This is a genomic window from Microbispora sp. NBC_01389 (assembly GCF_045040095.1).
In the GTDB taxonomy this organism is placed as follows: Bacteria; Actinomycetota; Actinomycetes; order Streptosporangiales; family Streptosporangiaceae; genus Microbispora.
Map to the genome: position 1 here is coordinate 687,324 of NZ_CP109552.1, position 12,057 is coordinate 699,380.

The following is a 12,057-nucleotide window of genomic DNA, read 5'->3' on the forward strand; positions in this document are numbered from 1 at the left end:
TCAGGCGCCGGGCTTCAGGTCGTAGGCGAACACCACGTTCGGATAGGCGGGGTTGTCCGTGTAGCCCTGGACCGACTTGGCGAACGCCCGCTGGTAGGTCTGCACGTACGGCACGGCCACCGCGGCCTTCTCGTTGATGATCTTTTCCTGGAGATCGGAGTACGCCTTCTCCGCGGCGGGCTGGTCGGTCGCGGTGAGCGCGGGCAGCCCGTCGATCTCCTTGTCGACCGCCGCGTCCTTCAGGTAGGAGAGGTTGAACTGCACCGCGTCCTCACCGTGGAAGACGTTGACGAACCACGAGTAGGCGTCGGCGTAGTCGGGGAACCAGTACATGACGAAGACGTCCTGCCGCTTGGCGGGGTCCTTCGCCTTGCCCTGGTCCCACTGGGTGGTCCACTGCAGCGGCTTGGCCGACAGCTTGACGTTCAGCTTGTCGAGCGCCGAGCTGAGCAGCGTGACCAGCAGCTCCTGGTCGCTGTCGCCCTGGGCGTAGGTCAGCGACAGCTCCAGCCGCTTGCCGCCGGGGCCGTATCCGGCCTCCTTGAGCAGCGCCTCGGCGCCCGCGAGGTCCTGCGTGGGAGTGAGGCCCTGGGTGTGGCCGAGCAGGCCCTCGGGCACCAGGCCGCCGCCGGCCACGCCCGCGCCCTTCAGCGCCGCCACGAGGCCGTCGTAGTCGATCGCCTTCTGCAGGGCCTGGCGCAGCTTCACGTCCTTGAGCGGGCCGTCGGCCGTGTTGAACAGCACGAGCAGGTTCTGGAACGACGGCGTCTGCGCGGTCTGCACCGTGTCCGTGCTTCCCGCCTGGGCGAACAGCTGCGCGTTGAGCCGCTGCACGAACGTCACCTCGCCGCGCTGCAGCAACTGCCAGGCGGTGGTCAGCTCGGGCGTGACCCGGAAGGCGAGCTTCTTGTAGTGGGAGCCGTCCCAGCCGCCCCAGTAGCCGTCGTACGCCTTGAGCGTGAGCTCGGTCTCCTTGCCCTTCTGCCAGCTCTCGACCGTGTACGGCCCGGAGCCCGCGTCGTGGCCCTCGCCGAACCACTTCTTGAGGTCGCCGGAGGCGGCCGTGGTGTCGTAGACGTACGCCGCGTAGCCGGCCGAGGCGACCAGGTCGAGCGGAGTGGGGTACTTGAGCGTGAACTCCAGCGTCGTGGCGTCCTTGGCCTCGATCTTCTTGACCGCGCTCCAGATGTAGGCCGCGCCCTGGCCCTCCTTGATGGTGCGCTCGATCGACGCCTTCGCCGCGGCGGCGTCCACCGGCTTGCCGGTGTGGAACGTCGCGCCCTGCCGGAGGGTGAAGGTCCACTTCTTGCCGTCGGGCGAGGAGGTCCACGACGAGGCCAGCCGCGGCTCGGCCTTCTTCGTCTGCGGGTTGTAGCGGGTCAGCGACTCGTAGATGTTCTGCATCGCGATGATCTCGTTGGAGTACGAACTCGCCGGGTCCCAGTCGGTGACGACGTCGAGGTTCGGGACGTACGTGAACGTGCTGTCGGCCGTGCTCCCGGCCCCGCCCGCCGACGGGGCGGGCTCGGTGGAGTCGGCGGCGCCGCGGACCTGCCCACCCGCGCAGGCTGCGGCGGAGAGGGTCACTGCGGCCACGGCTCCCGCCGCGAGAAGACGCTTGTGCCAGCGCATGAGGAGGGGTTCCTTTCCTATCCGGCCGGCCGGGCGAGAGGACCGGCGGCCTTGACGTGCAGGCGCACCGCGGGCTCAGGCAGGTAGCTGAGGGGGATCTCGCTGAGCTCGACGATCTGGACCGATTCGGGGTCCGCCCCGGCGGCGACGGCCCTCGCGGCCGCCTCCTCCTTGGCGTTGTCGATCAATCTAGCCCTGGTGCTCCCGCCTCCCGCGGCGGGGACGATCGTCTCGATCCGCCCGCTGGCGAGCGCGATGGCCGCGCCCACGGCGTTGGCGACCTCCGCGTGCTCCGGCCGGATCACCTCGCGCGCCCCCTGCACCCGTTCGGCCAGCAGGAACGCGCCGCCGCCGACCGCCACGAGCGGCCGGTCGGCCCGCCCGAGCGCCACTCGGTCCACCGCGTCCGCGACGGCCTCGTCGGCGGCCCGTACGGCCCGGGCCAGCCTCTCGCGCCACTCCCCGGGGACGGGGTGGGTGCCGACCACTCCCCGCCCGGCCGCGACGGCCGCGTCGGTCATGGTGGGCGTGGGGCCGCCGAAGACGAGGGCCTCAGAGCCGATGCGGTAGCCCACCGAGCGCGGCTCCGCCCCGACGATCGTGCCGCCGCCGAGCGCGATCGACAGGATGTCGGGCATCCGGAAGTTCGTCGCGACGCCGCCGATCTCGACCGCCGCGGCCGACTCCCGGGGAAAGCCGCCCACGAGCACGCCGAGGTCGGTCGAGGTGCCGCCGACGTCGGCGACGATCGCGTCGGCGACGCCCGACAGGTACGCCGCGCCGCGCAGCGAGTTGGCCGGGCCCGAGCCGATGGTGAGCACCGGGTAGCGGGCCGCGTAGCCGACCGCCATCAGCGTGCCGTCGTTCTGCGCGAAGTACGTCTCGACCTCCAGGCCCCGCGCCTCCAGGGCCTCGCGCAACGCGGCGGTGACGTCGCGCGCCACGCCGTACAACGCGGCGTTGAGCACGGCGGCGTTCTCGCGCTCCAGCAGGCCGAGCGAGCCGATCTCGTGGCTGAGGCTCACCGGCACGTCGCCGATCTCGGCCCGGATGATCTCGGCGACCCGGTTCTCCTGGTCGGCGCTCGCCGGGCTGAACACGCCGGTGACGGCGACCGCGTCGGCGGGCGTGCCGGCCACGAACTTCCGCACCGCGTCCTCGTCCAGGGGCGCGATCTCGCTCCCGTCGACGAAGTAGCCGCCCCGGACGATCGCCGTCCCGGCGGCCACGGTGTCGCGCAGATCGTCCGGCCACTCGCTGAGCGGCGGGACCGACGTGGTCGCGGGGGCGCCGAGTCGCAGCACGGCGACCCGGCCGAGCGCCCGCCGCTCCAGGATCGCGTTGGTCGCGTGGGTGGTGCCGAGCATCACCCTGGTGACCAGGCGCGGGTCGGGCAGCCCGGCGAGGACCGCGTCGAGCGCCGCGCGCAGGCCCCCGGTGACGTCGGGGCTGGTGGGTCGCTTGGCCGTGGCCAGCACCCGGTCGTCGTCGTCCAGCACCACCGCGTCGGTGTTGGTGCCGCCCACGTCGATCCCGACGCGCAGACTCCTACTCATGCCACCTCCTCGCCTGACGGCTCGGAGTCGCATGCGTACGTCCCACTGTGTTTACCGATTCGCTCGCTTCGCTCGCTCATGCGATCTTCTCCACCGGCAGGTAGTCGAGGTCGTAGCCGAAGGCGCGCGGGCCCGCCGTCTCCAGGCCCTTCGGCGTACGCCACAGGGGATCGCAGGGCCAGGCGAGCACGGTGACCCGCTGGCCGTACCGCAGCGCCTCGGTCTGGACCGCCGTCGCCGTCTGGGTGTCGACCACGGTGATCAGGTCGGGCACCATGGCCCGGACCCGGCCGTCCTCCAGGGCGACGAGGTTCTCGTTCTGGATCTCCAGGGTCAGCGTCCTGCCCCGGTCGTCGCCGGTGCCCTCGACCGTCGCCGTGCCCCGGACGAAGCCGCCGGTGGTCCGGCGGTCGAGATCGGCCAGCTTGCCGGTGAGCAGCCGTACGGCGCCCAGCTCGGCGGTGAGGGCGGCGAGCGGATCGGCGGCGCCCTCGGTCGCCCGGCCGACCGCGATCGCCCGGCTCACCGTCCCCTCGATCACCGCTCCCGCGCACTCGCGGGCGGTCAGCACGTAGTCGGCCATGAGCGCGCTCGACCCCGCCGCCACGCAGACGGCCCGCGCGATCCGCTCCGACCACAGTCCGTCGATCGGCCGGATCGTCACGACGTTGCCGGCGACGTCGGCCATGACCACGAGGTTGGCCGGGATGCCCGCCACATACATCGAGACCATCTGGACCTCGGGGAAGGCCCGGCCCATGGCGTCGGCGTCGAGCAACGGCAGGCCGAGCCTCGCCGCCCAGGCGACCGGCGCGACGCCGTTGCCGCCGCCGATCTCCGACGACATCACGGCGGCCGGCGGGCGGCCGAAGATCCGCTCGATCTCCTCGGCGATCCGTACGGGTTCGTCCTCGCCGTGGATCATCTCGTGGCTGACGGTCGGCGCGCCGATGCCCGACAGCGGCAGCACGAGTGCGTCGGCGGGCAGATCGTCGAGGGACACGAGCGGCACCTCGCCGTGCTCGCGGATCGCGCGCCGGGCGGCGATGGCGCCGGGGCGCACGTCGCCGCCGCCGCCGGTGCCGAGCACGGCGCAGCCACGGGCCAGCGCGGCGACTTCCTCCAAGGTGATGCGGGCCTGCATGCGGGGAGCCTTCACCACCGGGGGGTGCCGCCTCAATGTCACACTGCGACATCTATCACCAGATTGTTGTCGCCTCACGACAAATCCGGAAAAACGACTATCGGCGCAGCGGGTCGAACTCCCGCAGAGCGGCCGGCTGCTTGCCCGTGGTGATCTGCTCGGCGAGGAGCCGTCCGGTGGCCGGGCCCTGGGCCAGGCCCCACATGCCGTGCCCGCCGGCCACGTAGATCCCCGGGGCGTCCGTCGCGCCGACCAGCGGGCGCCCGTCTGGCGTGACCGGCCGGGGACCGACCCAGACGTCCGTGTGCTCCTCCCAGCGCACCCCCCGCAGCAGCGGGCGGGCGGAGGCGATGATCGCCCGCAGCCGGGCCTCGACGGCCGGGGCGTCGGGGTCGCGGAACTCCATGGTCCCCGCCACCCGCAGGCCGCCCTGGTAGGGCGTGCACGCCACCCGTACGTCCGGCAGGTAGATCGGGCCGGGGACGGGGTGGTCCACGGGGACGGTGAAGGAGTAGCCGCGGCCGGCCCGCACGGGGACGCGTACGCCCCAGCGGCCCGCCAGCCTGGACAGCCAGGCACCGGTGGCCAGCACCACCGCGTCGGCGGACAGGACGGCGCCGTCACGGGCCACCACGACGACCTTCTTGCCGTCGCTGCGCACGTCGGCGACCTCGTGCTTCTCGACCGTGGCGCCCCGGGCCGTGACGGCCTCGCCCAGCGCGTGGACGAAGCGGCCGGGGTCGATGTAGCGCTGCCCGTCGATCCGCACGCCCGCGGTCAGGGCCTCCGAGGCGAGCGGCACCGTCTCGACCAGCTGCCGGGCGTCCAGCGGCGTGTGGTCGACCGGCTGCCCGGCCTCGGCCATCCTGCGCAGCTCATGGAGCAGGCCCGCGGCCTGGCGCGGCGTGCGGAACCCGGCGGTGATCGGCGCGTCCTCGACGGGGGCGGCCACGCCGTTGGCCGCGAGCACGCCGTACGCCTCGATGCACTCGTCGTTGAGCGGCAGGTTGGCGCGCACCGCCCGGGTCCAGGACGACCACCGGCAGTTGGCGGCGAAGCGGGTCAGGAACGCCCACAGTCCCGGATCGATGGTCGCCGGGATGCGCAGCGGCGCGGCCGGATTCAGCAGCGAACGCAGGCCGTAGCGCAGGACCGAGGGCTCGTTCAGGGGAATGGCCAGGCCCGGCGCGATCCATCCCGCGTTGCCCCAGGACGCGCCGGCCGCGACGCCCCGGCGGTCGACCACGGTCACCTCCACACCGCGTTCCTGCAGGAACCACGCGGTCGACAGACCCACGATCCCCGCGCCGACCACGATCACCGACCCCGGCCACTCGTTGACGCGCTCGGCCCCGGACATACCCCACCTCCACACCAGACGATTACTTCCCCCAGAGTGGCCCGTACGGCGCCGCGAACCGTTGTAGCAGCCGCACAATCGCAACGTCCGTCTTGTGGGTTCCAGACAACCCTTATTCGTCCTCGGCGGCCAGGGTGATGACCATGGCGAGGCGCTTGCGCGGGTCGTCCAGGTTCAGCAAAGTCACCTCACTCATCCTGCGCAGCCTGTTGCGGACCGTGTTGGCGTGTACGCCGAGCCGTTCGGCGGCGACCGCGAGATCGCCCTGGGCCTCCAGCCATGCCCGCAACGTCGGCACGTAGTTGGTGTCGTGGAGGGCGTCGTGCCGTCGCAGCACACTCACCGGCCCGCGTGCCGGGGTCCGGCCCGCGCGCGCCGCGGCCCGCAACCGCTGCAGCAGGATGTCGTCCCAGGACTCGTCGTACGCGGGTGGCTCGGCCTGGGGCGCGCCTCTCTCATGCAGCGCCAGGCACTCCTCCGCCTCCTGCCGGCTGGCCGGCAGCTCCGCCGCCTGGGCCACGCCGCCGATCCCGGCCGTGATCCGCACCCGCGACGGCAGCGCGGCCCGCAGCGCGCCCACCCACTCCCGCGCCGCCGACGCCCGCGTGCCCGGCAGGATCGTATGGAGCGTGTCGCCCAGCAGGGCGCTCCGCCCGGGCCTGGACCAGCCGAAACCCGCGGTGGCCCGGTCGAAGGCCAGCAGAAGCATGGCGTGCCGGTCCTCGGCCGTGTGCGCGCGGACCGCGATGACGCGCATCTCCCGCGGGGCCAGCCCCAGCTGGCTGACCACCGTCTCAGCGTCGGCGGTGCCCTCAAGCAGCCGGATGACCAGGTCGGACTCCACCTTCCGCTCCAGGTCGGCGCTCGCCCGGGAGCGCAGCAGGTGCAACGTCACCGTGCGCGCGCCGTTCGCCAGCGCGGTGTGCGCCGCCCCGGTCAACGGGCCCTCGCACGTCACCCACACCGAGCCGAGCAGTTCGCGCCCGGCCCGCACCGCCACCACCATCCGCCCGGTCAGGCCGTGGTCCGGGTCCGGCTCGACGAAGATCGGCTCGTCCGTCGACGACAGACGAGCGAACACCCCCCGTGACCGGAAGAGGGCCCGCAGCCGGTCCGGAACCTGCCGCACCAGGATCGTCTCCAGCCGGGCCGGGTCGCCCGCCTGCTGGGAGCGGGAGTAGGCGAGCACCCGCGAGAGCCGATCCTCGATGGTCACCGCGCCGCCGACGACGTCCGCCAGGCTGTCGGCCAGCGCGAACAGGTCCGTGGGCCCCCGCCCCGCCTCGGTCTCCCGGCCTTCCAGCACCAGGCCGTAGACCAGGCCCACGAGGTGACTCCAGGGCACCGCGGGGTCGGCCCGCATCACGGCCACGCCCTGGTCGTCACCGGTCGCGGTGGCCTCGCGCTCGCTTTCGGCTCCGGCGCGCACCAGGACCACCTTCGCCTGCGCCGCGACCGCCCACCGCACCGCCTCGGCCACCGACCCGGCTCCCACGGCCACGAGCACGTCACCGGTGACCCGGCTGTCGGTCGCGTCCGGTATCGCCACGCTTCGCAACTGTGCCGAACGCGTCTCGGGCCGCCCGCACAGCCGTACGCCGTACCCGCCCAGCACGTTGACCAAGCGATCCAACCTGATCATGTGCAACTCCACCGTGGTGGAAGGTTTTCGAATGTTCGTGGTGGATTGAGCCCGAAAACGGCCAAAGGCCTGATCTCCGATTCGGAAGACCAGGCCCTTGACTCTTGGTAGCGGGGACAGGATTTGAACCTGCGACCTCTGGGTTATGAGCCCAGCGAGCTACCGAACTGCTCCACCCCGCGTCGTTGTGTCTCTATGTTACCCACCCCACGGAGCGAACAGCAAATCGGATCGGGGGAAGGCCGGCCGGTCCGGAGGCCCGTCGTCGGTGGGCTTCGGGAGTTACCCGGCATCGGCGGCTTCCCGGTAGCCTCCACCGCCACTACGCATCAGCGGCACGAGCAGGATTCGTGCTGACCGCGATGCCCTGACCCGCCGGCGGCTGTGACTCTGGAGGCATGGCTCCACGTTGTCTGATCGTCGACGACAGCGACTGCTTCCTGCAGGCCGCTCGCGAGATGCTCCACGCTGAAGGAATCGCCGTGGTGGGCGTGGCGTCCACCACGGCCGAAGCGCTCGACCGGTGTGCCGAGTCGCGACCGGATGTCGTGCTTATGGACGTCGACCTCGGGCAGGAAAGCGGATTGGACGCGGCCCAGCGGATCGCCGACACGGCGGCCGACGGCCGGCCGCGCGTCATCTTGATCTCGGCCCGGCATGAGGAGGACCTCGCGGAGCTGATCGAGGCCAGCCCCGCCATCGCCTTCCTGCCCAAGCTGCGCCTGTCCGGGGCAGCGGTCAACGAGGCCCTGTGGGCGGCGGACTCGGGATCGGGCCTGCAGGAGGGAGCCGATCGATGACGGACCGACGGTGCTCCATCAGGACCCGCCTGACCATGATCGCCGGGATGGTGATGGCGGTGATCTACACCGCTCTCGCGGGGCTCATCCTGGTGGTGCTGCGGGAGAGCGCCGCGAAGTCCCGGACCGAGCGACTGGTCACCGACGCCGTCCGGTTCCTCCGGCACGCCCGCACCCACGGGCCCTGGTCCGCACCCCGGCCGGACATCTCCGGCACCGCGATCCAGGTGTTCACCCCGTCCGGAGCACAGGCCATGGCGACGCCGGACCTGGCGGGCCGGCCGCCGATCGTCAATTTCCGTCCCGACCCCGACTCCCATGTGATCAAGACGCTGTGCGACCTGCCCGCGTTTCCCGGCCGGTGCCGGATCGTGATCGACATCCCCTACCACGTCAGAGGCGACATGTGGCGGCTGTACATGGCCGCCCCCGACGTGCCGTGGTACGTCAGCCCCGGACTCCTGGGCTCGCTCATCGCCTGCTGGCTGCTGCTGCTCGCGTTCACCGCCTGGGGCGCCCACCGCATCGTGGGCAAGACCCTGGCGCCGGTGCACGCGATCAGCGCCAAGCTCGCCACGATCGCCGCCAGCGACCTGGGCGAACGGGTGCCGGTCCCCGAGAGCCGCGACGAGCTGCGGCATCTGGCCGAGACCGCCAACCAGGCTCTGGCGCGGGCCCAGGCGGCGGTGCAGCGGCAGCTCCGGTTCGCCTCCGACACCAGTCACGACCTGCGCAGCCCGCTGGCCGCCATGCGCGCGGAACTGGAGGACGCACTGGCGCATCCGGAGGACACCGACTGGCCGGACACCGGCAAGGCGGTGCTGGGCAGCGTCGAGCGCCTGCAAGCCCTGGTCGCCGACCTGCTCCAGCTGTGCCGGCTGGACGCGGGTGTCAGCGGCCGGAACGACCCCGTCGATCTGACCGGCCTGGTGCGCGACGAGCTGGACCGGCGACCGCGCAAGGTGACGGTGGTTGAGCGGTTCGATGCCGCGGTGGTGGTCGACGGCGACCGGATCGGCCTCGCCCGGCTGCTGACCAACCTCCTCGACAACGCCGAGCGGCACGCCGTCTCCAGCATTACCGTCACGGTCGGTCACCACGACGGCTCCGCGGTGCTGACGGTGACCGACGACGGTGAGGGCATCGCGCCCGACCAGCGGGAGGTCGTGTTCCATCGCTTCGTCCGCCTGGCCGCCTCGCGGGCCGTGGACGCCGGGGGCAGTGGTCTCGGCCTGCCGATCGCCCGGCAGATCGCCGAGGCCCACGGCGGCACGCTCGTCATCGAGGACAGCGAGCAGGGCGCACGGTTCGTGCTGCGGATCCCCATCCCCCGGCCACGGCACTCGACCGAAAGTCCATGAACCACGCTCGCCGGGCTGCCGGGCCGGGGGAACGCGGGGGTCTGGGGAGGATCAGCGCGTACTCGACCTGGTCGATGGGGTTGCCGTCGCCGAAGTCGTGGCCGCGCACCGCGCCCGATTCCGTGAAGCCGATCTTCCGTTGAACTCCTCCCCGGCCTGAAGGCCGGAGATTCTCCCGTCACGTCGCGGTCAGGCGGCGTGCGGGGGTTGACGCTTCGCGGACCGGGCAGCCCCGAGGTCTCCACGTCCTGACACCGCAGTTCCTGCGGCGTTGCGAATGTTGATCGCGGCGTTGGTGTCGGCATGCCCGGCCCACCCGCACGCGGGATTGACACAGGCATACCTGATCTTGTCCCGGGCCGCCGGGTCACGGTGGCCGCACCGGTGGCAGGTCTGCGACGTTCCCGCGGCGGGAACCTTCACCACCAGCCCGCCGCGATCACGGGTCTTGTACTCCAGCAGGGTGACCGTGCGGCCCCACGCCTGCCCGGTGATGGCGCGGTTCAGCCCTGCCTTCTGCCGCACGTTCCGGCCGGGCCGCTCGATCGTGCCGGTGGCGGAGCGGACCATGTTCGTGATCTGCAGGTCTTCCACCACGACCACGCCGAAGGTGCGCGCGAGTTCGGTGGTGGTCTGGTGCTGCCAGTTCACGGCTCGGCGCTTGGCTGTCGCGCGGAGCCGGGCGATCCGATCGTAGGTGCGGGCCAGCCGTGTGGACGCAGGCCGGCCGGGAACGCGAGTGCGGCGCTGCCGGGCGGACGTCTTCTCCAGGCGGCGCAGGCGTTCCTTCTCGCCGTCGCGCAACCAGGGCCCGTGCTCGCGCATGGTGCCGTCCGACAACGCCAGGGCGACGGTGACCCCCCGGTCGACCCCCACCCCAGGGCCGGGGTGGGCGGCCGGGGCAGGCACCTGGCGTTCGGTCCGGAACACGATCTGCCACCCGTAGGCGTCCTTGACCAGCCGCGCGCCGGTGATGCGCCCGGCGGGGCCGCCCCTGGTGACGCCGGGCAGGTCCTTGGTCCAGCGGAAGCGCACCCGCCCGACCTTCGGCAGACTGACCGTGCCCCACCGCCGGTTCAGCCGCGTGATGTTCAGGTCGCGGGCCTGCGGCACATCCACCGCCGGCCGGGACCGGAACCGGCCCTTGAACGTGGGCCGCCCGGCGGGGTGGCCGGGGTTGAAGTAGTTCGCCCACGCCTGCCGGTAGGTTCTCAGCACCGCTTGGGCCGCCTGGGCGGGCAGCCGCCCCATCCAGTCGATCTCCCGGCGGGCCTGCCGGATCGCGGTGTCGCACTCCTTGACCGAGGCCAACCGGCCCTGCCGGAAGGTGACGTACTCGTGCAGCAGGTTCCACAGCGCGCGGGCGGTGTGCGCCTGACCGTCCAGCACCGCCACCTGGGCCGTGCTGAGGTCGAGTCGCGCCACGTGCGCACGCGCCTGCCTGGCCACCTCCACACCCGGATCGCATCCCCCGGGTTTACGCCAGCGTGACGGAATCCACACTGTGAGTGACCCGATCTGCGGCGTGGGCGGCCAACCGCACTGAAGGGCGTCTCGGAGCGGATCCCCAGCGAGATATACAGCGCTCCCGTCCGCTGGTACCCCGTGGAGTGGGCGCTTCTGGGTGCGGCTGTCACCTTGCCGGAAGCGTGGGAAACGCACCGCTCACGGTCCTCAAGCACTCCATCGACCAGCAGAGACGACCCATGTGAGCGGACAGTGTGAGCATCTCTGCCGCCAGGGCTTGACCCATGAGCTGAGCTGTTCACGGGCGGAGGGCCAGGGCACACTCGCGCCCTGGCGGGCACTCCCGCGTCGGCCTTCACCCCCGGCGTGAACGCCGGAGCACTGGCCCACAGGTCGATAGAAGCGGCGCGACTGCGGGGTGTCCCGGAGCGTCCAGAGATGAACCCGGCCGAAGCCCTGCTCGCCGATCCTGCGCAAAGTCGCGGCCATCAGCGCGTTGGCGACACCGGTTCCCCAGCCGTCCGGATGGGCGTAGCAGCCGAAGATCTCGGCGTACTCCGGTCGCGCCGGCGAGGCGCCGAAGTAGGTGTAGGCGAGGGGCCGGCCGTCCAGCGCGCCGAGCATGACGGTGTCCCGATTCTCGAGAAGCACGGCACGCCATTTGCCACGCCGGTGCCTGACCGCCTCGGCGGCGAACTCCGGGGAGAAGAACTTCGCGTAGACCGCCTGCCACGACTCCGCGTGGATCTCACCGACCGCGTCCCCGTCCTCGGGTGTGGCTTCGGTGACCGTGAACACTCCACTCACACCACGACGCTAGAGAACGTCACATGCCACTGGCAATGCGCAGCGCTCCTGGCAAACGCGCGGCGCTCCTGGCAACGCGCAGTGCTCCTGGCAACGCGAAGGCCCGGTGTCCGTTTCCGGACACCGGGCCTTCGACTTCGAGTAGCGGGGACAGGATTTGAACCTGCGACCTCTGGGTTATGAGCCCAGCGAGCTACCGAGCTGCTCCACCCCGCGTCGGCTCTACGAGACTATCCTGCCCGGCTCCGGGAGGCAAACCGGAGCCCCGGGCCCTCGGTGGGCGCGGGG

9 protein-coding genes and 2 tRNA genes are annotated in these 12,057 nt (G+C 71.9%); 2 read left to right on the forward strand and 9 right to left on the reverse strand.

All coding sequences use genetic code 11. From position 1 onward, the window contains the following. The 6 genes from OG344_RS03190 to OG344_RS03215 form a co-directional block, all read right to left on the reverse strand. Positions 1 to 1,632: an ABC transporter substrate-binding protein gene (locus OG344_RS03190; protein ID WP_327047748.1), complete on the reverse strand. Its 1,632-nt coding sequence runs from the start codon at positions 1,630 to 1,632 to the stop codon at positions 1 to 3. A 17-nt stretch (positions 1,633 to 1,649) separates the two neighbouring features. Continuing rightward, positions 1,650 to 3,188, reverse strand: a complete 1,539-nt coding sequence (locus OG344_RS03195; protein WP_405086899.1) for a hydantoinase/oxoprolinase N-terminal domain-containing protein — start codon at positions 3,186 to 3,188, stop codon at positions 1,650 to 1,652. A 76-nt stretch (positions 3,189 to 3,264) separates the two neighbouring features. Beyond that, complete coding sequence (locus OG344_RS03200) at positions 3,265 to 4,332, reverse strand: DUF917 domain-containing protein (protein ID WP_405086900.1); 1,068 nt, start codon at positions 4,330 to 4,332, stop codon at positions 3,265 to 3,267. A 97-nt stretch (positions 4,333 to 4,429) separates the two neighbouring features. Then, entirely contained in the window at positions 4,430 to 5,692 is a 1,263-nt protein-coding gene (locus OG344_RS03205) for an NAD(P)/FAD-dependent oxidoreductase (protein ID WP_405086901.1), read from the reverse strand. Positions 5,693 to 5,804: 112 nt separating this feature from the next. Continuing rightward, positions 5,805 to 7,334 (reverse strand): PucR family transcriptional regulator, encoded by a 1,530-nt coding sequence (locus tag OG344_RS03210; protein ID WP_405086902.1) that lies wholly within the window; start codon positions 7,332 to 7,334, stop codon positions 5,805 to 5,807. A gap of 105 nt (positions 7,335 to 7,439) precedes the next feature. Further along, positions 7,440 to 7,516: transfer RNA gene (locus tag OG344_RS03215), tRNA-Met, on the reverse strand. Positions 7,517 to 7,732: 216 nt separating this feature from the next. Between OG344_RS03215 and OG344_RS03220 the strand changes: the two genes are divergently transcribed. After that, positions 7,733 to 8,134: a response regulator gene (locus OG344_RS03220; protein ID WP_405086903.1), complete on the forward strand. Its 402-nt coding sequence runs from the start codon at positions 7,733 to 7,735 to the stop codon at positions 8,132 to 8,134. Further along, positions 8,131 to 9,495: a sensor histidine kinase gene (locus tag OG344_RS03225; RefSeq protein WP_405086904.1), complete on the forward strand. Its 1,365-nt coding sequence runs from the start codon at positions 8,131 to 8,133 to the stop codon at positions 9,493 to 9,495. Before OG344_RS03220 ends, OG344_RS03225 begins: the two co-directional genes overlap by 4 nt. A 189-nt stretch (positions 9,496 to 9,684) precedes the next feature. On the opposite strand, the gene OG344_RS03230 is transcribed toward OG344_RS03225, so the two are convergent. The 3 genes from OG344_RS03230 to OG344_RS03240 form a co-directional block, all read right to left on the reverse strand. Then, the gene (locus OG344_RS03230; RefSeq protein WP_405086905.1) at positions 9,685 to 10,950 is read right to left on the reverse strand and encodes an RNA-guided endonuclease InsQ/TnpB family protein; all 1,266 of its coding nucleotides are present in this window, start codon (positions 10,948 to 10,950) and stop codon (positions 9,685 to 9,687) included. A gap of 219 nt (positions 10,951 to 11,169) precedes the next feature. After that, positions 11,170 to 11,769: a GNAT family N-acetyltransferase gene (locus OG344_RS03235; RefSeq protein ID WP_405086906.1), complete on the reverse strand. Its 600-nt coding sequence runs from the start codon at positions 11,767 to 11,769 to the stop codon at positions 11,170 to 11,172. Positions 11,770 to 11,911: 142 nt separating this feature from the next. Then, positions 11,912 to 11,985: transfer RNA gene (locus tag OG344_RS03240), tRNA-Met, on the reverse strand. Positions 11,986 to 12,057 lie beyond the last annotated feature (72 nt).